Below are 20,783 nucleotides of genomic sequence, written 5' to 3'. Positions count from 1 at the left end.
TGCAAAGTAACGCCTTGATATTAAACCCCAGAGAAACGCTGAATTCTGTATCTAGAGGTAGTTTGAGTATTCAACATGTCAGTTTTGTGACATGTATGTAGTTAATTTAAAGCATAGTTTAAGCTTAAATACTTGCTTGTTACGCGTCCTCAATATCAACAATTAAGTCTGTGGTAATAGATTCAAGCGCACTGATCACTTCGTCTTTGCTCATACCAACGGGCAGGGCAACGGTTGCAACGGCACTGAATATAGGCACTCCCCAGTTAGGTGCACTTTGTTGTTTTGAATTAAGGTGAGTGATATTTGCTCCTTTGTGACGAATAACACTGGCAAGCTCTTGGACAATGCCGGGTCTATCATTACCGGTGATCACAAAGTTAATTTGTTCAGACTTAACCTCTTCGAGTGTTTCTGAACCACGCTCAATTCTCACCTCTAGATGAGGAAGGCTATGTAGAGCATCTTGCAATTCTTGTAAGTGTTCTTCAGGAACAGCAGCTTCTATAATGCCCGCAAAATGACCGGCTAGGTGGCTTAAGTTACTCCCTAACCAATTGCCATTATGGTTTAAAATTGTTGCTGATAGATCTTCAACTAGGCCAGGCTTATCTGGTCCTAAAATAGTAATTACTAACTGCTTCATACTTAAGTCTCTTAAAAAAGCCTCTGTAAAATGCAATGAAAAGAGGAGGCGTTGGTTGATGATAATTTTTATTTTGGGAAAAATAACACTTACTCAGTATTGTTGCAGATTTATTGTTTGTCCAATATTTTCCATATAGTAATAAAAAATTAGTTATAACAAATCGTTAGCCCATTGTGTGTTAGTGACTCATAACTCTAAAACAATATTCATTTTGCTTATATTTACAGGCTAAAAACAACACCCAAGCATGCAGTTTATTACACTGAAATATGACGGTTGTAACATTACTGTCATCTTCGTGAAATATAATCCGCGCAACGTTAAGATTTAAGGGTGTTTTGATGACTTCCAATCCGAATAAACCGACCTTTCATACGGATAGAAGCCGTCTATTTAAAGACCGGTTTGCCGAGTGGGGTATTTCCGCAGGCGGTGTCATGGTGCTTATCGCACTGCTACTGATATTCTTTTACCTTCTATATGTTGTTCAACCTATTTTTGAGTCAGCAAAAGTTGAAACACGTAACAGTGTAAAACTAGATAATGCCTCAGAAATTGTTGGTCTAGGTATTGAAGAGCAAACTGAAGTGGCTTTTTTACTAGGTGAAAAAGGCAATGTCGACTTTTATAATGTCGAGAAAGCGCAGTTTGGTAAAAAGATCACCACTCTTAATACTGAATTACCAAGTGACGTGAGCAGCTTTGCACGCTCTGCACCATTTCAGAACCAATATGGCTATGGCCTAGAAAATGGCTCTGTGGTTATCGTGTCACCAAAGTTTTTAGTTACTTTCCCTAATAATGAACGCAAGCTAACCCCTCGCTTAGATTATCCGTTAGGTGATTTGGCGCTTGAAGTAGACGATCAAGGTGCGGCGATTACTAAGTTCGCATTTAGCCACTACGAAGATAAAACAGCCGTTGTTGCTTTAACCGCTGATAAGCGTGTTTTATTTAGTAGCTTTGTGGGTGAAGAAAATATGTTCACCGGCGAAGTTGAATGGGTTGTTGAGCGCACTGAGCTTGATATTGAAGGCCGCGTTGATGAGCTATTAATCTCACCTGACACAACGCGTACTTTTATTCGTTCTGCAAATCAGATTTATGTTTACGATACGCGTTATCCTTCTGAGGTTGAGCTAATTCAATTGCTTGCAGCAAACGAAGAAAACGCTAATCTTGTTTCAACGCAGCTGTTAGCCGGTGCTAACTCACTAATGCTTGCTAACGATAACGGCGAAGTATCGCAGTGGTTCGAAGTAAACACGGAAGATGGTCGCGAGTTTCAAAAAATCCGTGCATTCGAAACGACTAAACAATCTAAATTAAATATCTTCACAGAGTTTTATCGTCGAACTTTCTTTACCGCTGGTGCAAATGGTGAGCTAGGTATTTATTACACAACCAGTGAAGCAAAACTATGGCAAGGCAAAGTAAGCGACGGTCCAATTCAAAATTTTGCAATTGCACCACGTTCTAATGCGGCACTTATTCTTGCTGATGATGCATTAAAAGTAATCGAAATTCATAACGAGCACCCTGAAGTAACCTGGTCTGCGTTATGGCAAGAAGTATGGTACGAGGGCTACCCAGAGCCGGCTTATATCTGGCAGTCAACGTCTGCAAGTGATGACTTTGAATCTAAATTCTCACTAGTACCAATTTCATTCGGTACGATTAAAGCTGCTATGTATGCGATGTTATTTGCAGTACCGATTGCACTTTCTGCGGCTATTTACACAGCTTACTTTATGTCGAGTGAACTACGTAAAGTGGTTAAGCCGACGGTTGAAATTATGGAAGCATTACCAACGGTAATCCTAGGTTTCTTGGCAGGTCTTTGGTTAGCGCCACTGATTGAAGAGCATTTACCAGCCATCGTCGGATTACTGGTGTTGCTGCCAATAGGTATCTTATTAACCGCATTTGGCTGGAACAAGCTACCGGCGTCAATTCGTCACCGTGTTCCTGAAGGTTCGCATTCAATCTTACTTATTCCAGTGGTTATCTTTATTGGTTGGTTATCATTTGCGATGAGTAACTCAATTGAGCTTTGGATGTTCGATGGTAACGTTCGTCAGTACCTAACTAATGAATTAGGAATGACATTCGACCAACGTAACTCGTTAGTTGTTGGTATTGCAATGGGCTTTGCAGTTATTCCAACTATCTTCTCAATTGCGGAAGATGCGGTATTTAGTGTTCCTAAGCACTTATCAAATGGTTCATTAGCACTCGGTGCTACGCAGTGGCAAACATTGGTGCGTGTAGTATTACTAACAGCAAGCCCGGGTATCTTCTCAGCTGTGATGATGGGTCTAGGCCGTGCTGTGGGTGAAACAATGATTGTACTAATGGCAACAGGTAATACACCTATTATGGACTGGAGTATCTTCCAGGGTATGAGAACGCTTGCAGCGAATATCGCGGTAGAAATGCCAGAGTCTGAGGTAGGCAGCTCGCATTATCGCATTCTATTCTTAGCAGCATTTGTACTATTCATATTCACATTCGTTTTCAACACAGTGGCTGAGTTTGTTCGTCAGCAACTGCGTGAAAAATACAGTTCAATGTAGGTGGAGAGACACGACATGGTAAAGCAGTGGTTTAAGTCTGGTTCTCCTTGGGTTTGGATGACCGGCGGTGCGGTAAGCATCAGTTTAATCTCGGTTCTTGGCTTATTAGCCATGATCGCTTGGAAAGGTTTAAGCTTTTTCTGGCCATCAGAAGTAGTGCAACTTGAGCTGCAGGGCTCAGTTGCTAAACAAACAGTGATCGGTGAAGTTTATGACCGTGAACTAGTTGCAAAATCACGTATTGAGGCGACGGGCGTTGATTTATCTCATTACGACAAAGAGCAGCTAGAGCGCTTACTAATCAAAACAGGTAACCGTGAGTACGTAGATCTCGATTTCCGTTGGGTATTAGAGACAGACATCACATCGCGTACTGCACCCGCTGAACTTGCGGTATTCGAGCGTAGCAAAAACGGTAACTTTTATGGTTATGTTGAGCAGGTTATTAAAGACGGTGAAGTTATTACAGATAACAAAATCGAGGTACTTTATGATCTTGTTGACCGTGCCGTTGATCTAAACGACCAAGCACTCGATTTACAAAATGGTGATATTGGTCATATCAACTATGAACTTGAGCGCTTACGCTTAAAAGAAAAAGCGTATCAGCTTGATAACGAGTTAACGGATGAACGTGTTGCTGAGCTTGCACAAGCGCGTGCTGAACTACGTGCTGAATATGCAGTACTAGAAAAGCAGTTATTCGCCCTTCGTAAAGAAGCAAAGCGTGACCAAGTAACGGTTAAAGACATGCGTGGTGAAGTGGTTACTTTACCTCTGTATCAAGTTCTTGATGTATGGTTCCCAAATGACATGGGCTTCTTTGCAAAGCTTGGTCATTACTTTGTACAGCTAGGTAAGTTCGTAGCGGACGACCCGCGTGAAGCAAATACTGAAGGGGGTGTATTCCCTGCAATTTTTGGTACTGTATTTATGGTATTACTGATGGCAGTGATTGTGACTCCGTTTGGTGTTGTTGCAGCGATTTACTTACATGAATACGCAGCGAAAAATGCGATTACGAAGATGATCCGTATCGCGGTAATCAACCTTGCGGGTGTACCTTCAATTGTATACGGTGTATTTGGTCTAGGCTTCTTTGTATACATGCTAGGTGGCAGTATCGACCAATTGTTCTATCCAGAGTCGTCGCCAAGCCCAGTATTTGGTACACCTGGTGTGATTTGGTCAGCATTAACCTTAGCGATTTTAACCTTACCGGTTGTAATTGTTTCAACGGAAGAAGGTTTGTCACGTATTCCAAGTACTGTTCGTCATGGCTCACTGGCGCTTGGTGCAACAAAAGCAGAAACGCTATGGCGCATCATCATTCCGATGGCAAGCCCTGCGATTATGACTGGTTTAATCTTAGCGGTTGCGCGTGCAGCCGGTGAAGTTGCACCACTAATGCTTGTTGGTGTTGTTAAGATGGCACCAACACTGCCACTTGACGGTAACTTCCCATACGTACATTTAGATAGAAAATTTATGCACTTAGGTTTCCACATTTATGATGTTGGTTTCCAAAGCCCTAACGTAGAAGCGGCGCGTCCGCTGGTATATGCCACGGCATTCTTACTGGTATCAGTAATTATCGCCCTGAATATCACCGCGATTGGTATTCGTAACCACTTACGCGAAAAGTTTAGAGCTCTTGAGCATTAATACAGAATTTTTATAGGTAGACAGAGATGATTACAGTTGCACCACAAGTAAACCAAGCGAAAAGCGCGGCAAAGCTAGATTTAGAAAATCTAACAGCAGAACAAACAGCGTTAGAGATTAAAAACTTAGATCTATACTACGGTGATAAACAAGCGCTTAGCGGCGTAAATATGAACATCCCGAAAGGACAGGTAACGGCGTTTATCGGTCCATCTGGTTGTGGTAAATCAACACTTTTACGTTGTATCAACCGTATGAATGACCTAGTTGATAGCTGTCGTATCGATGGTGAGATCTTACTTCATGGTCACAACATCTATGATAAGAGCGTAGATGTTGCAGCATTACGAAGAAATGTTGGGATGGTGTTTCAGCGTCCTAATCCATTTCCAAAATCAATCTACGAAAATGTCGTTTATGGCCTACGCTTACAAGGTATTAAAGAAAAGCGTAAACTAGACGAAGTGGTTGAACAATCTTTACGTGGCGCAGCGTTATGGGATGAGGTTAAAGACCGTTTACACGATAGTGCATTTGGCCTATCGGGTGGTCAGCAACAGCGTCTTGTTATTGCTCGCTCAATTGCTATCGAGCCTGAAGTATTACTTCTGGATGAGCCAACATCGGCACTTGATCCAATTTCTACTTTAGTTATCGAAGAGCTAATTAACGACTTAAAGAACAAGTTTACCGTGGTAATCGTTACTCACAACATGCAACAAGCTGCTCGTGTATCAGACCAAACTGCGTTCATGTACATGGGTGAGTTGATTGAGTATTCAGATACCAATACGTTATTTACAACACCAAGCAAGAAGAAAACAGAAGACTACATTACAGGCCGCTACGGTTAGTCAATAAAGTCACTTGGTACCGTAAACGAAATTTATAGAGGTAGACAATGGAACATAATATCAATAAACACATTTCGGGCCGCTTTAATGAAGAGCTTGAAAATGTGCGTAACCATGTATTAAACATGGGTGGCTTAGTTGAGCAACAACTAAACAGTGCACTGGATGCTGTTAGCAATGGTGATGCGGATCTTGCACAAAAAGTTCGTGAAAACGACTATAAAGTAAATGCAATGGAAGTAAATATCGACGAAGAGTGCACACGCATTATTGCTCGTCGTCAGCCAGCTGCCAGTGACTTACGCCTTGTGATTGCAATCGCTAAAACAATTGCCGATTTAGAGCGTATTGGTGATGAAGCTGAGCGCATTGCTAAAGTAGCATTAGATTCGTTCACAAAAGATCAGCAAGATCTTTTGGTGAATATTGAAAATATGGGTCGTCAAGTATCGAAAATGCTTCATGATGTACTCGACGCTTTTGCACGTATGGACGTGCAATGTGCGTTTGAAGTGCACAAAGAAGATGCCAAAGTTGATCGTGAATACGAAGCAATTACACGTCAAATCATGACTTATATGATGGAAGATCCACGCTCAATCCCGAAAATTATGGATTTAGTGTGGTCAGTACGCTCATTAGAGCGTATTGGCGACCGTTGCCAAAATATTGCTGAATACATTATCTACTTTGTAAACGGTAAAGATATTCGTCATACATCTCAAGCAGATATCGAAAAGTCGCTGTAATTTTAACCGCTACTTTTCATTATTAAACCGAGCGGCCTTTGGCCGCTTTGTCTATTATTGGTGATGTAAGGCAGAAAAAGCGTTCACAATCGAACACAATGCTGTAAAATTCGCAGCTGCCAAAGCATACTAATTTATAAAGGGTCAGTTATGCCTACAAATGCATTTTTAGGGGTTTTTGCTAAATCACCTATTAAGCCTATGGAAGATCACATCAAGAAAGCACATCAAGCAAGTAAAGCGTTGATCCCTTTCTTTAATCACGTGTTTAAAGAAGAATGGCAAGAAGCGGAAGAAATCCGCCTAAACATTCGTAATTTAGAGCGTGAAGCTGATGAAATGAAACGTAACATCCGCCTTCAACTCCCTCGTGGCTTATTCATGCCTGTTGAGCGTACCGATTTGCTTGAACTTGTTACTCAACAAGACAAGATTGCTAACAAAGCAAAAGATATTGCAGGTCGTGTAGTTGGTCGTGAGATGACTATTCCTGCAGAAATTCAAGAAGATTTCCTTGCTTATGTAACTCGTTGTGTTGATGCAACTAAACAAGCATCAAAAGCAATCAACGAGCTAGATGAGCTTCTTGAAACGGGCTTCAAAGGTCGCGAAGTGACTTTAGTTGAAAAGATGCTCGTTGAATTGGACGCAATTGAGCAAGACACGGATGACATGCAAATCAAAATACGCCGTCAATTGCGCGCTATAGAAAATGAACTTAACCCAATCGACGTAATGTTCTTATACAAGATCATTGAATGGGTTGGCGAGCTGGCTGATATTGCTGAGCGCGTAGGTTCTCGTCTTGAGCTGATGTTAGCTCGTTAATTAAAAATCAGTTCAAATTCGAAAAATTAAAGGTTCACACAATGGATATCATTGCAAATTACGGCACGTTACTCGTTTTAACTGCCGCCGCAGTCGGTTTCTTCATGGCTTATGGTATTGGTGCAAATGACGTTGCCAATGCGATGGGTACATCTGTAGGCTCAAAAGCACTTACAATTAAACAAGCAATCATCATTGCGATGGTGTTTGAATTCGCTGGTGCATACCTTGCCGGTGGTGAGGTTACATCTACAATTCGTAAAGGGATTATAGATGCCGCGCCATTTACGGACATACCAGAACTTATGATACTTGGTATGATTGCCGCGCTATTCGCTGCTGGTAGCTGGTTATTAATTGCCTCTTTCTTGGGCTGGCCAGTATCTACGACTCACTCAATCATCGGTGCCATCATTGGTTTCGCATTGGTTGCTGTAGGTAGCGAAGCAATTCAATGGAACAAGGTAATGGGCATTGTAGGTAGCTGGATTGTTACCCCTGCTATTTCTGGTTTTATTGCTTATTTGATTTTCATGAGTGCGCAAAAGCTAATTTTTGACACTGATGCACCACTTAAAAATGCTAAGCGTTTCGTACCTGTATACATGGGTCTAGCTGGCTTCATCATGTCGCTTGTAACCATCAAGAAAGGCTTGAAGCACATTGGTATTAACTTAGGTGCTGTTGAAGGTTATGCGCTTTCTATCGCAATTGCAGTGGTTGTTGCAATCATTGGTAAGTTCGCAATTTCACGCCTTAAAATTGATCCTAAAGCTGACAAAAAAATGCAATTCAACAACGTTGAGAAAGTGTTTGCAGTACTGATGGTACTAACAGCATGTTGTATGGCATTCGCACATGGTTCAAACGACGTTGCTAACGCAATTGGTCCACTAGCTGCTGTTGTAAACATTGTTGAGCACAACGGTGAAATCGCTAAGAAAGCGGCTATCGCATGGTGGATTTTACCACTAGGTGGTTTCGGTATTGTTGCTGGTCTTGCTATTTTAGGTAAGAAAGTAATCAAAACAATCGGTGAAGGTATCACACACTTAACACCTAGCCGCGGTTTTGCTGCTGAGCTTGCAGCTGCTTCTACTGTTGTTATCGCATCAGGTACTGGCTTACCTATCTCTACTACACAAACACTTGTGGGTGCAGTATTAGGTGTAGGTATGGCACGTGGTATTGCGGCACTTAACATGGGTGTAGTAAGAAACATTGTAGTTTCTTGGGTAATTACATTGCCAGTTGGCGCAGCCCTTGCTATTGTTATTTTCTACGTACTGAGAACTGCCTTCGGGGTTTAAAAAAGTACTAACAGACTTTTAGCTTGAAAAGATCTCAATGCCTTAGGTATTGGGGTCTTTTTATTTGCAGGTAGTAATATCAATCCGCAATAATATTTAATCATTTTGAAGGATAAACCTGTCGCTATCTGCGTTAAAGATTTCTCATTAAGAGCAACTTAATAGCGAAATTTTTGCCTTGTTATTAACGAGGTTTTATTGCCTCAAAATAGATCACTTAATTAAGCGATTTGGTATAAAAATAGAATATGAAAAACTTACCAAGTATAAAACAGCTACAGTATTTATTAGCAGTCCATCAGCATCAACACTTTGGCCGCGCAGCCAGCGCCTGTTTTATTGGCCAATCTACATTAAGTAGTGCAATTCAAAACTTAGAAGAAACGTTAGGTTGTCAGCTTATTGAGCGTGAAAATCGCAGTTTAATGTTTACTGCTATCGGTGAAGAAGTCGTAGAGAAAGCTCGTAAAATTATAGACGATACCTTAAGCCTAAAAGAGCTAACAAAAAGCTTTTTGACACCGTTAAGCGGCACGCTCACCCTTGGCGTGATCCCAACGATTGCCAGCTTCATTGCCGCGCCTTTATATCATTTCTGCAAACAAACTTTTACTGAGTTAGAGTTAGTCTTGGTTGAAGATACCAGTGATAAGCTACTCGATAAATTAGAGCATGGCCAAATTGATATGGCATTGCTTGCATTGCCGTATGATACTGACAAATTTCATACTCAAGTGCTTGCAAAAGATCACTTTAGTTTGGTGCATCACAAAGACTATACGCCTGCAGCTGGGGTGGAAGATTTTAATCTACTACCGGATGCCAGCGTGTTTTTACTAGAGCGTGAGCATTGTATGACTGGCCACGCGCTAAGTGCCTGCCACCTGAACCGTTCAAGTTGTATTAATCCATTTGAAGCGGCAAGCTTACATACTTTGTTAAGTATGGTTGAGCACCAGCTAGGTGTGACTTTCTTACCGCAAATGGCTATTAATGCCGGCATTTTAGACAAGAAAGAAATGGTTGCTACGCCATCCCAGAGCGATGCGTACCGTGATATTGGTATTGTATGGCGTAAAACCACAGGCCGGATCAGAGACTTTAGGCTGTTTAGTCAGCAGTTAGAGCTGTTTCTTAATAGGCAATGTAGCTTAGATGGTCAGTGTAACGAATAATAAAAAACCCCAAATAAAAAATTTGGGGTTTTTTGTTATTTAAACAAACTATTTTTTTCCTTCCCTCGACTAACATAATAACAAAACCATTAAAGGCAGATCAGATGACGAGGCTAGCGTGTTTTTTCAATCACTTGAAACATTAATTGCCAAAGCGCAACAGGGCAATAAACGGGCGTGGTTGAAATTAGTCAAGCAGCACGAAACACAGGTATATAACTATTGCCTAAGGATGTTAAGCCATCCCGATGATGCAATGGATTTGATGCAAGAAGTGTTTATTTCTGTGTATAAAAGCTTACCGAGCTTTCGTGGTGAATCGAGCTTTAATACTTGGCTCTATCAAATAGTGCATCGGCGTAGTGTCGAATATTATCGTCGCCGTAAATTGCATCAAAGTTTGGATTCTGCGCCAGAAGAAAGCTGTGAGCGTAGCGAGTTAGAAACGAATCAACTGCAATCCGAGCAGCATCATGAACTAAAAGAAATGATGAATAATTTACCCTGGGAGCAGCGTTTAGTGGTGGAGTTAAAGTTTTTTCAGCACTGTACATTTGAAGAGATAGCTGAGCAATTAGGCATTTCGACCAATACAGCTAAGTCAAGACTATACAGTGCGCTTGGCAAATTAAAAGTGCATTTGGAGGCCGTAGATGGCTAATTTAGATTCATTATTTACCGCATGGTTAGAAGGTGAGAGCTTAACTAATGAGCAAATAGCCTTGCTGCAAGCTAATGCTGAGTATGCATTAATGATGAACAATGCGATGCAGTGGCAACAACAAAGTAAAGACTATGAAACGGTGCCAGTACCAAACTGGGACAGAGAATCAAGTATGCCGAAAGTGCAAAAAGCTAACGTATTTTTTGGCTCTGGTATGTGGGCAATGGCGGCATCAATTGCGTTTTGTGCGTGGCTTTTTGTTAGTAATCCGCAGCAACAAAACCAGCAATTACTTGAGCAAGTCGCTAAACAAACCAATTTATTAGAGTCACAACAAAAGCAAATTGATCAGCTGCAGAACATTCTTACAGCACAAAATGAAGTGCAACAGCAGCAGATGTACCAGCTGGCTAAAGAAGCGATTAAAACTGGGCGAGTAGAGCGCCAAGAAGATATTGCCAGCGTGCTTGCCTATATCAAAACGCAGCGCGCTCAAGACCAAGCGTACTTACGTATGCAGTTAAATGATTTAGCAGAGCAAGTGGATGGCCGATCTATGCCAACCGTTGCCAACAACTTGGAGTATTAAGATGTCAAAATACACATTAACCTCAGCTGCCTTATTGCTTTGCTCAGCCGTAAGCACGCAAGCACAAGCAAACGATGAATTAGATAAAATTCAGCGAGAAGTCGGGATCATGGAAAAAATCCTCACCGCAGCTTTAAAACAAGATACCGATAACAAGGTAAGAAATGTATCTTCAAGCTATCTACAACACCAAGGCGTGGTATTTAGCTTTGATGTACGAGGCAGTTCACGGTGGTCTTCGGTGTTTGCGTCTGTACCTGACGCGCCTCTTCCACCATTGCCAGATATCGACTTTGAAGAACTGGCTGAAATTGAGGTGTTAGGTGATCATGTGCAAGTAATAAGCGATGCCGTGGTAGTGAAAACGCAAGAAGCCTACCAGCAAGCCATGGAAGTGATGCGTGAAAGTGCTGAGCGAGTGCGTGATGTTGCTGAACAAGAGCGAGATATAAGCCGTGAAATTCGTGATCTTGAACGTGAAAAACGTGATTTGGAGTTTGACCGTCGTCACGACAAAGACGCCAAAGATCAAGAGCTCGAACAACGTAAAAAAGAGCTACAAACAGCAATCAAAGAACTTGAAAAGCAGCAGCAAAAATTATCGCAAAAACAGCAAGTAATGCGTAAAGAGTTAGCAGAAAAAAAACAAGCACGGGTGAAAGAGCAGCAGCAACAATTAGCTGAGCTTGTACAAAAGGTAAATAACAGTTTATCGCTTACCTTATGTGATTATGGTAGTGGCTTAAGAAACTTACCAAACGATGAGCATGTTAGTTTTGTCATTCGTGGTATTAGCGAAGATAAAAGTGAACAGGTTAAAGTGTTTAAAAAGTCAGATATTAAAAAGTGTGTGCAAGGTGATATAAAAGCCACGCAACTGCTTGAAAAGGCATCAAGCTATAATTTTTAGCTTGGCGAGCTCCCCAACTAAAAAGCAGCCTAGAGAGGCTGCTTTTCATTCATTGAAAAAGGTTTCAAGTCGGGTAAAAACAATAAGTAAACCCATACGACTAAATTAAAATACGGCACGAGACCTAAGCCTGTAAATATCTTTACCGGATACCCCTTGAAGGTTGCATTACGGTAACATTGATACGCTATCCCTAAATTTACGAACAGCAACAAAACGATTAGTTGTGTCATCACTTTTCTCCTTTATACCGTTAATACATGAACTTATTAATATTAAGTTATTTTCAGTATGTATAATGTAATTGGTAATGTCATGTATTTTTTAAGTAATCACTATAAAAATACGACATTAGTTCCTGCTGTGGATTTAAGTATAGATGAGTATCGTGACTTTGGAAGTACTAAAAATAGGTAAAAAGTAGCAAAAATGCCGTTTTTTTTCACTTTATAATGCTAGCTAATTGTTAGTTAAATAAATTATTTTCAGATATTTTTTTTAGTTCAGCAGAAATTTTTTCAACCGGTACTGGGCGGGCGATAAAGAAGCCTTGGCCGTAATCAATTCCAATTTCTTTTAATGCTAAAAATATTTCTTTATTTTCAACATATTCAGCAACAGAACGCTTATCAAGCGAACGACTAATATCGTTAATGGCTTTAACTAAAGCAAGATCGATAGGATCATTTAGCATGTCGCGAACGAATGAACCATCGATCTTCACATGTTGTGCTGGTAATTGTTTTAGATAATTGAACGTGCTAAATCCAGTGCCAAAATCATCAATCGAAAAGTGACAGCCCAAGCCGTTTAAACGCTCTATCATCGCACGGGTTGCTGTCAGGTTTTTGATGCTTGCCGACTCAGTTATTTCAAAAATTATGCGGCTCGGTGCCACTTCATACTCTTCTAAGCTTGATTCAATATGCGGAAGCAAACGCTCATCTAAGAATGATTGCGCCGATAAATTGATAGCAATTTGATTAAGTTCTGGGTGCTTTGCAACACTTTGAATAGCATTTCGAATAACACATTGGTCCATCAAAAATGTGTCATTTAATAACTCTAATGCAGGGATAAACTGGTTCGGGTAAATTAGCTCATCATTTAATTTCAAGCGCAGTAATGTTTCAAAGTAAGCAACATGATTACGTTTAAAATCCCAGATTGGCTGATAATGAAGCTCGATGGCATTTTGCTGAAGAGCCTGACGAATACTGTGTCCCCACTCTAAACCAACTTGTAGGCTATTGTGGTTACTATCTTCTTTGGAATAACAATGAACTAAGTTTCGGCCCAAACTTTTTGCCACATAAAGCGCGATATCTGCTTGTTTTAAGCATTCGCTGGGATCATTATTCTGTGCTGTAATTTGTGTCAAACCAATAGAGCAGCTAATTGAGTATATTTGCCCTTCAGAGTGAAATTGGTGTTTTTCAATAGCAACGCAAATGCTCTCAGCAACTAAGTGTGCATCAAGTAAGTTGGTATTTTTTAAGATAACAGCAAATTCATCACCGCCAATACGACAAATCAAATGCTCTTCGCTAATGTTAGCGGTAAATAGCTGGGCAACCTCTTTTAAGACAATATCGCCTTGTTGATGGCCTTTACTGTCGTTAATAATCTTAAAGTGGTCTAAATCGATATAAATAAGTGCGTGCTCAATATCGTCATTAGTGTATTTCTCTTGGCAAATACGCTGTAATTGTTGGTCAAAGTAATAACGATTGTGCAGCTCTGTGAGTGTATCGTGTAAAGCTAAATGGCGAAGCTGAAGTTCAGCTTGTTTTCGTTCATGAATATTATCAATGGTTGCAGTGATCGTGGCCGAGTTTTGACTATTTTTAATCAGTTGTAAGCGGCACTCGACCCAAATTGCATTGCCATTTTTGTGTTTAAGTTGTATTTCAACTTGTTGTTGCTGCTCGCCACCATGCAAAATACTTTGAATTGTATTTTGTAACTTGGTTTGACACTCTGGAAGACAGAAATCTGTGAGTGACTTTGATAAGCTTGATTTTATGCCATAACCAGTAAGGCTTTCCCAAGCAGGATTAATGAAGCGAATATTTCCGTGCTGATCAAATTCAAGAACAACCGTATTAAGGTGCAATAAAATTCGTTGGTGCGCTGAAAACAGTTCTTTGTAGCGACTTTGGCTTTGGCTTAGCTGTTCGACCTTTTGCGCAAACTCAGCATAGCTCACCATAAAATCTTCGCGTCGGGCAGCATGATCGCACACCTTACTTAACAGTGATTGATCATAAGGAGAACGGATAAAGTCAGTCACACCCGATAATAATAACTGTTCAGCGTAGTCAGCATCATTATTATCAATAATGGTTACGATTGCTTGTTTTGGATTATGTTGCAAAATTTCGCTGATGAGTCCAGCTGCAGTATCAGAATGTGACTCAGTGGCATCAATCAAAACAATCGCAAACTTATGCTGTAAGTATGTTGCAAGCGTCGCTTTAGTTGAGGTGGTATGCGTTACCGCAAAGCTAAGTTTTAGTTGTTTGCTTATATCTTGTGCTTTGCGGCTGTCTGTTTCGAGTAGCAGTAAATTTAGGCGACTACTTTTTTCTAAATGGGTTGAAAGTACATTGGCAAGTACTTGCGGTAACATATCTTGGCGTTCGAATGGCAATACGGCATCAATACCGTAGCTTCGCGCAGTGGTTTCGGCAATGCGTTCGCAGTATATAGGAGGTGTTAATAGGATAGGCGTGTTTTTAGGTGTTTTTAACAATCCAGAGCGGATCATACGTGAAAAGCGCCAGCCATCAATTTTACCAACCTCAAGGCCAGTAATAATAATGTCCACCGGGTGACTTTTGAGTATTTTTAACGCGTCCTGAGAGTCGCTTGCTTCGATAAACTGAAATACATTTAGTTTATTGAGCGTAGACTTTACCGTCTCACGTTCTGCAACGCTAGCGTTCAAAATTAGCAGTTTTAACTGCTTTGCCATGGCGCTACTACCTCTTAACGAACCCATGTTTAGTGAATAAGCTAGAATAATGACATTTTGCCTAATCTACAAGCAAACTTTACCTAAAAGCGGTTATTTGGCCTTTGCTTGAGGTAGTGGGCGTATCAGAGTAAACTTGGCGCGTTTTTATTAATGAGAGATATGCTCCATGCGCGTAGCTGATTTTAGCTTTGACCTTCCAGATGAATTAATTGCTCGTTTTCCTAAAGCAGATCGAACTAGCAGCCGTTTGCTGACCCTTGATGGCCCATCAGGGAAAGTGGAACATAAAGTGTTTAGTGATATTTTATCACTTGTTAATGAAAATGATTTACTCGTTTTCAACAATACTAAAGTAATTCCTGCACGTATGTTCGGGCAAAAAGAGTCGGGTGGCAAACTTGAAGTATTAGTTGAGCGTGTGCTTGACGAACATCGGGTGCTTGCCCATGTTCGAGCAAGTAAATCGCCAAAACCTGGCTCAAAAATTATTCTTGAAGGTAAAGCCGAAGCTATCATGGTTGCACGTCATGGCGAGCTTTTTGAGCTTGAATTTGCCAAAGACGAAAATGTATTAGATATCTTAAATGACATTGGTCACATGCCTTTGCCACCTTACATTGACCGTCCTGATAACGAATCAGACCGCGAGCGCTACCAAACTGTTTATGGTGAAAAGCCAGGTGCTGTTGCAGCGCCAACGGCAGGCCTGCACTTTGATGACAAGTTAATGACGGCATTAAAAGACAAAGGTATAAACATGGCGTTTGTGACTTTGCATGTAGGTGCGGGGACATTTCAGCCTGTGCGTGTTGACTCAGTTGATGAGCATGTCATGCACTCAGAATACATCGAAGTACCTGATGATGTGGTTAAAGCGGTAGCCGAAACGAAAGCAAAAGGTGGTCGCGTAATAGCCGTAGGGACTACCTCAGTTCGCTCGTTAGAATCTGCTGCTAAAGTGCACGGCGGCAAACTTGATACCTACTTTGGTGATACCGATATCTTCATCTACCCGGGTTATCAGTTCAACGTGGTTGATGCTATGGTGACAAATTTCCACTTACCAGAATCAACCTTGATCATGTTAGTCAGTGCCTTTGCTGGCCAAGAAAACATCATGGGTGCCTACCATACCGCAATAGAGCAAAAATATCGTTTCTTTAGTTATGGCGATGCCATGTTCTTAACGCGAAAATAACGACAGTTTAGATTTTAAAAAGCCCAGTTTTTTAACTGGGCTTTTTATTTTCGAATTTAGCCCAATTAATAGTAATAAAGCTGCAAACAGGGTAGAATCGAGCGGTTAAATTATAGCTTGTTGGACTGTTTTTCCGACACTGAGGATAATATGAAATTTGAATTAGACCGCACTGACGGTAAAGCGCGCCGCGGCCGCTTGATTTTTGAACGTGGTGTTGTAGAAACGCCAGCATTTATGCCTGTAGGCACATACGGCACCGTTAAAGGTATGACGCCGGACGAAGTGAAAGATACTGGCGCGCAAATTTGCCTAGGTAATACTTTTCACTTAATGCTGCGCCCTGGTACAGAAATCATTAAGCAACACGGTGACTTACACGACTTTATGAATTGGGATCGCCCAATTCTTACTGACTCAGGCGGTTTCCAAGTATTCAGCTTAGGCGCAATGCGTAAAATCACTGAAGAAGGCGTGATGTTCAGCTCACCAGTTAATGGTGAAAAGATCATGCTTTCACCAGAAAAAGCGATGCAAGTTCAGCGCGATTTAGGCTCTGATATTGTGATGATCTTTGACGAGTGTACGCCATACCCAGCGACTGAAAAAGAAGCTAAAGATTCTATGGAGTTATCACTTCGTTGGGCTAAACGCTCAAAAGAAGGTCATGGCGATAACCCTGCAGCGCTATTTGGTATTATCCAAGGTGGCATGTACCCTGAGCTTCGTGCACAATCACAAAAAGGCCTAGAAGAAATTGGCTTTGATGGTTATGCATTAGGTGGTTTATCGGTGGGTGAGCCGAAAAACGAGATGATCAATATCCTTGATCACTGTGCTTACAAAATGCCGGAAGATAAGCCTCGTTACTTAATGGGGGTTGGTAAACCAGAAGACTTAGTTGAAGCGGTTCGCCGTGGTATCGATATGTTTGACTGTGTAATGCCTACACGTAATGCCCGTAATGGTCACTTATTTGTAACGGGTGGCATTGTTAAAATCCGTAATGCAGTACATAAAACAGACACGGGCCCACTGGATCCTGAGTGTGATTGTCATACGTGTAAAAACTATTCACGTGCATACTTGCATCATCTTGATAAATGTAATGAAATCTTAGGCGCACGTCTAAACACGATTCATAACTTACGTTATTATCAACGCGTGATGGAAGGCTTACGTAATGCCATCAGTAATGGCAAACTAGACGAATTTGTTGCAGATTTTTATGCACGCCGCGGCCAAGAAGTGCCAGAGCTTGCAGATACATCAGATTAAATTTTTAGAAAAATTAAAGAGGAAGTGAAATGAGTTTATTCATCTCAAACGCCCACGCAAGTGCGGCAGGTGCAGCACCAGCAGGTGGTGGCATGGAAATGCTAATCATGTTGGGTATTTTCGGTTTGGTATTTTATTTCTTAATTTACCGCCCTCAAGCTAAACGTGTAAAAGAGCATAAAGCCCTGATGAGCGCAATGGCAAAAGGCGACGAAGTACTAACGCAAGGTGGTTTAGTAGGTAAGATCGCTAAAATCGCTGATGACAAAGACTTCATCGTGATTTCATTAAACGACCAAGCAGAAGTAACAGTACAAAAATCAGCTGTTTCTGCAGTATTGCCAAAAGGCACTATGAAGTCGCTATAACAATAAAAATAAGGACTCACACGTGTTAAACAAGTTTCCATTATGGAAGTATTTACTTGTTCTTGTTGTGTTAGTCGTTGGTATTCTGTATGCCTCACCTAACTTGTATGGCCGCGACCCGGCCATACAAGTATCGGGCACTAAAGGTACTGATGCTGACCTCAGCGTACTCGATAAAGTAAATGCGACCCTCAAAGAACATAACGTTACTGTTAAATCAAGCAAACTTGAAGACGGACAAATCCTGGTTCGTTTTAAGAATGTTGAAGAGCAACTTAAAGCGCAAGATATACTGCGTGATTCCCTTAGTGAAGATTACATCTCTGCAATCAATATGGCTCCGGCTCAACCTGAGTGGTTAAAAGCATTGGGTGGTAACCCGATGAAGCTAGGCCTAGATTTAAGCGGTGGTGTTCACTTTACTATGGAAATCGACATGGCGACGGCGGTTGATACTCAGCTTGAGCAAATGGAACAAGATTTCAAAAGTGACTTACGTGAAGAAAAACTACGTTATCGCACTATTCGTAGAGTAGCGGGTAGTGAGCGTCTACGTGTTGAGATGCGTAACGAAGAAGACAAAGATGCCGCAGAGCGCTTCTTATCTACTCGTTACCCGTTAAACGTATACATTGATGATAGCAGCAGTGATAACGCTTTTTTTGCCAGCATGAGCGAGCAAAAGCTAAAAGAAATTCGCGATTATGCTATCAAACAAAACGAAACTATTATTCGTAACCGTATTAACCAAATCGGTGTTGCAGAGCCTAACGTACAGCGCCAAGGTGCTGAGCGTATTATTGTGCAACTTCCGGGTGTACAAGATACTGCACGCGCTAAAGAAATCTTAGGTGCAACAGCAACGCTTGAATTCCGTGAAGTTGACGAAAATGCCGATGCAGGTGCCGCTTTACAAGGTCGTGTACCGCCAGGTACTGAAGTGATCATGGCACGTGATGGATACCCAGTGGTACTTAAGCAACGCATCATCCTTGAAGGTAGCCACATTACTGGTGCGCAATCTGGTATGGATGAGTATCAGCGTCCACAGGTTAGTATTACGCTAGACAGCAAAGGTGGCGCAAAAATGAATGCGTTCACTAAACGTGCTATCGGCAAACGCATGGCCACAGTATTTATTGAATATAAGCCATCAGGTAAAACAGATGAAAACGGTAAAGCACTTCCACCTATTAAAGTTGAAGAAGTGATTAACGTGGCGACGATTCAAGCCCGCCTTGACCGTTCATTCCGTATTACTGGTATCGATAATCCAGCTGAAGCACATAACCTGAGCTTATTACTTCGTGCCGGTGCACTTGTTGCGCCGATTCAAATTGTTGAAGAACGCACGGTAGGTCCAAGCTTAGGTCAAGAGAACATTGAAGCGGGTATGACTGCGGTTGTGCTAGGTTTCGTGTTTGTGCTTGTATTTATGCTTTTTTATTACAAAGGTTTCGGCATGGTGGCGAACATCGCACTGGGTGCCAACTTAGTATTAATTGTCGGTGTAATGTCGCTTATTCCGGGAGCTGCGTTAACGCTACCAGGTATCGCAGGTATCGTATTAACTGTAGGTATGGCGGTTGATGCTAACGTACTTATCTTTGAACGTATCCGTGAAGAGCTTGAAGATGGTCGTAGTCCGCAACAAGCGGTTCATTTTGGTTACGACAGCGCATTTAGCACAATTTTCGATGCTAATATCACAACGCTTATCGCAGCAGTGATCCTATTTGCAGTGGGCACTGGTCCTATTGCTGGTTTCGCAGTAACACTTGCGATTGGTATTATCACCTCTATGTTTACAGCCATTGTTGGTACCCGTGCGGTAATCAACTTATTCATTGGCGGTAAGCGTATTGATAAGTTGTCGATTTAGGAGTCAGCATGCAAATTTTAAAACTCGGTGGTAAAACACTCCCGTTTATGAAGTTAAGAAAGTTTGCCATGACATTATCAACTTTGTTGATTTTGGCTTCTTTCGTATCGTTTTTTACTAAAGGCTTAAATTTCGGCCTCGACTTCACAGGCGGTACTGCGGTTGAAGTGGGCTTTACTCAAGCACCTGATCTTAAAGAAGTACGTGATGCAATCACAGAAAGCGGCTTTGAAGATTTCTCGGTACAGCTGTTTGGCTCAAGTAAAGAGATTCTAGTTCGTCTTGCTCCACAAGGTGCTGGCGTAAAAGCAGAAGTGATTGGTAACCAAATCATTACGGCATTACAAAAAGTTGAGCCGACAGTAGAAATGCGTCGTATCGAGTTTGTTGGCCCAAGTGTTGGTGAAGATCTAAAAGAGCAGGGTGGCCTTGCCATGTTAACTGCACTTATCTGTATCTTAATTTACGTTGCGTTTCGTTTTGAATGGCGTTTTGCGGTAGGTGCGGTATCAGCACTATTACACGACGTTATCATTACATTAGGCTTATTCTCAATACTAGGTCTTGAGTTTGACTTAACGATTCTTGCGGCAATTTTGGCGGTAATAGGTTACTCACTTAACGATACCATCGTTGTTTCTGACCGTATCCGTGAAAACTTCCGTAAAGTGCGTATTGATGACACCATTGAAATTATCGATATTTCATTAACGCAAACGTTAAACCGTACCTTAGTAACATCAATCACAACTATCTTAGTATTGATTGCGTTATTTGGCTGGGGTGGTCAAACGATCCACGGTTTCGCAACTGCATTACTATTTGGTGTGTTCATCGGTACTTATTCATCTGTGTATGTTGCTTCAGCTGTAGCAATTGCAATGGGTGTAAGTAAAGAAGACTTAATTCCAGAAGTAATTGAAAAAGAAGGTGCGGATCTCGATCCTATGCCGTAACTGAGTGTTAAAAAGAAAAACCGCCCTAAATTGAAGTGACCCCATAAAGTTGGACTCTTTGCTAAGCGGTTGCCAAGGCCTGATTTCGATACTGTATCGGACTCAGGCCTTTTAGTTTCAGCTTAATACGCTCATTGTTGTAATAGTGGATA

Annotated in this window: 19 protein-coding genes; 15 read left to right on the top strand and 4 right to left on the bottom strand. The window is 41.4% G+C overall.

Annotation, left to right across the window (positions count from 1 at the left end; translation table 11 throughout):
* Positions 1-139 precede the first annotated feature (139 nt).
* Positions 140-646, bottom strand: coding sequence for a glycine cleavage system transcriptional repressor (locus tag AAEU31_RS11825; protein WP_135923305.1), 507 nt, complete (start codon positions 644-646; stop codon positions 140-142).
* Between the two features lie 344 nt (positions 647-990).
* Here AAEU31_RS11825 and AAEU31_RS11820 point away from each other — a divergent pair, with 344 nt between their 5' ends.
* The 10 genes from AAEU31_RS11820 (at position 991) to AAEU31_RS11775 (ending at position 11,969) form a co-directional block, all read left to right on the top strand.
* Entirely contained in the window at positions 991-3,225 is a 2,235-nt protein-coding gene (locus AAEU31_RS11820; protein WP_295509243.1) for an ABC transporter permease subunit, read from the top strand.
* 15 nt (positions 3,226-3,240) lie between these two features.
* Positions 3,241-4,890 (top strand): phosphate ABC transporter permease PstA, encoded by a 1,650-nt coding sequence (gene pstA, locus AAEU31_RS11815; protein ID WP_421967292.1) that lies wholly within the window; start codon positions 3,241-3,243, stop codon positions 4,888-4,890.
* A 26-nt stretch (positions 4,891-4,916) separates the two neighbouring features.
* Complete coding sequence (pstB, locus tag AAEU31_RS11810; RefSeq protein WP_135923308.1) at positions 4,917-5,744, top strand: phosphate ABC transporter ATP-binding protein PstB; 828 nt, start codon at positions 4,917-4,919, stop codon at positions 5,742-5,744.
* Positions 5,745-5,791: 47 nt separating this feature from the next.
* Positions 5,792-6,493 carry a phosphate signaling complex protein PhoU gene (phoU, locus tag AAEU31_RS11805; protein WP_054552476.1) on the top strand — a complete coding sequence of 234 codons (702 nt, stop codon included), beginning with the start codon at positions 5,792-5,794 and terminating at the stop codon, positions 6,491-6,493.
* A gap of 150 nt (positions 6,494-6,643) precedes the next feature.
* A complete protein-coding gene (locus AAEU31_RS11800) occupies positions 6,644-7,321 on the top strand; it encodes a TIGR00153 family protein (RefSeq protein WP_135923309.1) in 678 nt (225 codons plus the stop codon).
* A 41-nt stretch (positions 7,322-7,362) separates the two neighbouring features.
* A complete protein-coding gene (locus AAEU31_RS11795) occupies positions 7,363-8,631 on the top strand; it encodes an inorganic phosphate transporter (protein ID WP_135923310.1) in 1,269 nt (422 codons plus the stop codon).
* Positions 8,632-8,879: 248 nt separating this feature from the next.
* Positions 8,880-9,806: a hydrogen peroxide-inducible genes activator gene (locus AAEU31_RS11790; RefSeq protein ID WP_421967291.1), complete on the top strand. Its 927-nt coding sequence runs from the start codon at positions 8,880-8,882 to the stop codon at positions 9,804-9,806.
* 118 nt (positions 9,807-9,924) lie between these two features.
* Entirely contained in the window at positions 9,925-10,467 is a 543-nt protein-coding gene (locus AAEU31_RS11785; RefSeq protein ID WP_135923312.1) for an RNA polymerase sigma factor, read from the top strand.
* Positions 10,460-11,059 (top strand): hypothetical protein, encoded by a 600-nt coding sequence (locus tag AAEU31_RS11780; protein ID WP_421967290.1) that lies wholly within the window; start codon positions 10,460-10,462, stop codon positions 11,057-11,059. Before AAEU31_RS11785 ends, AAEU31_RS11780 begins: the two co-directional genes overlap by 8 nt.
* A 1-nt stretch (position 11,060) precedes the next feature.
* Positions 11,061-11,969 (top strand): hypothetical protein, encoded by a 909-nt coding sequence (locus tag AAEU31_RS11775; protein ID WP_421967289.1) that lies wholly within the window; start codon positions 11,061-11,063, stop codon positions 11,967-11,969.
* A 29-nt stretch (positions 11,970-11,998) separates the two neighbouring features.
* On the opposite strand, the gene AAEU31_RS11770 is transcribed toward AAEU31_RS11775, so the two are convergent.
* Together AAEU31_RS11770 and AAEU31_RS11765 are read right to left on the bottom strand one after the other, a co-directional pair.
* A complete protein-coding gene (locus AAEU31_RS11770; RefSeq protein ID WP_135923315.1) occupies positions 11,999-12,202 on the bottom strand; it encodes a hypothetical protein in 204 nt (67 codons plus the stop codon).
* A 233-nt stretch (positions 12,203-12,435) separates the two neighbouring features.
* Positions 12,436-14,946, bottom strand: a complete 2,511-nt coding sequence (locus tag AAEU31_RS11765) for a two-component system response regulator (protein WP_421967288.1) — start codon at positions 14,944-14,946, stop codon at positions 12,436-12,438.
* Between the two features lie 169 nt (positions 14,947-15,115).
* Between AAEU31_RS11765 and queA the strand changes: the two genes are divergently transcribed.
* From queA to secF, 5 genes are all read left to right on the top strand, one after another.
* A complete protein-coding gene (queA, locus tag AAEU31_RS11760; protein ID WP_135923317.1) occupies positions 15,116-16,147 on the top strand; it encodes a tRNA preQ1(34) S-adenosylmethionine ribosyltransferase-isomerase QueA in 1,032 nt (343 codons plus the stop codon).
* 150 nt (positions 16,148-16,297) lie between these two features.
* Positions 16,298-17,425, top strand: coding sequence for a tRNA guanosine(34) transglycosylase Tgt (gene tgt / locus AAEU31_RS11755; protein ID WP_058583935.1), 1,128 nt, complete (start codon positions 16,298-16,300; stop codon positions 17,423-17,425).
* 29 nt (positions 17,426-17,454) lie between these two features.
* A complete protein-coding gene (yajC, locus tag AAEU31_RS11750; protein WP_036973302.1) occupies positions 17,455-17,793 on the top strand; it encodes a preprotein translocase subunit YajC in 339 nt (112 codons plus the stop codon).
* Positions 17,794-17,815: 22 nt separating this feature from the next.
* Positions 17,816-19,675: a protein translocase subunit SecD gene (gene secD / locus AAEU31_RS11745; RefSeq protein WP_135923318.1), complete on the top strand. Its 1,860-nt coding sequence runs from the start codon at positions 17,816-17,818 to the stop codon at positions 19,673-19,675.
* Between the two features lie 8 nt (positions 19,676-19,683).
* A complete protein-coding gene (gene secF / locus AAEU31_RS11740) occupies positions 19,684-20,631 on the top strand; it encodes a protein translocase subunit SecF (RefSeq protein WP_135923319.1) in 948 nt (315 codons plus the stop codon).
* A gap of 61 nt (positions 20,632-20,692) precedes the next feature.
* Here the strand turns inward: secF and AAEU31_RS11735 are convergent.
* Positions 20,693-20,783 (bottom strand): IS3 family transposase (locus tag AAEU31_RS11735; RefSeq protein ID WP_421966909.1); only part of this gene is annotated, 91 nt, incomplete at its 5' end.

Origin of the sequence: Pseudoalteromonas thalassia (genome assembly GCF_049257215.1) — a bacterium.
In the GTDB taxonomy this organism is placed as follows: domain Bacteria; phylum Pseudomonadota; class Gammaproteobacteria; order Enterobacterales; family Alteromonadaceae; genus Pseudoalteromonas; species Pseudoalteromonas lipolytica_C.
This window is presented reverse-complemented; position numbering and strand designations above follow the sequence as displayed.